The sequence below is a fragment of the Hungatella sp. SL.1.14 genome, assembly GCF_024460495.1.
GTDB lineage: Bacteria > Bacillota > Clostridia > Lachnospirales > Lachnospiraceae > Hungatella > Hungatella hathewayi.
Map to the genome: position 1 here is coordinate 1 of NZ_JANFYJ010000113.1, position 474 is coordinate 474.

Consider the following 474-nt stretch of genomic DNA (forward strand, 5'->3'; position numbering starts at 1 on the left):
CTGATCCTTCTGTCTCCGTGTACCAGCCTCCGAACGTATAGCCGGGACGGCTCGTTCTTCCAAGATCTTTTCCTGCATTTGCAAGACTCTGGCCGCTCAGCACCGTCTCTGCCGCATTCGGAAGCACTTCTGCTGCATCTTCTGCTGCCTTATCATACGTCAGGGTTACTTTAGCATTTGCTGTCCATTTCGCATAAACGGTCATACTTTCTTCTATTACGTAGGCTGTGTCAAACCGCTGCCCGTTTCCATTCTCTGCTGTATACCAGCCTCCAAATGTATAACCAGGGCGGCTTGTTATTCCAAGATCTTTTCCTGCATTCGCAAGGCTCTGGCCACTCAGCACAGTCTCCGCTGCACTTGGCTGTACTTCTGCTGCATCCTCTGCTGCCTTATCATACGTCAGGGTTACTTTAGCATTTGCTGTCCACTTTGCATAAACTGTCATGTTCTCTTTTATTGCAACAGTTTCGT

At 48.9% G+C, this 474-nt stretch carries 1 protein-coding gene; it reads right to left on the minus strand.

Annotated features, from left to right (window positions below; all coding sequences use genetic code 11):
• Nucleotides 1-448 (minus strand): InlB B-repeat-containing protein (locus tag NE473_RS30210; RefSeq protein WP_256265558.1); only part of this gene is annotated, 448 nt, incomplete at its 3' end.
• Nucleotides 449-474: the final 26 nt, after the last annotated feature.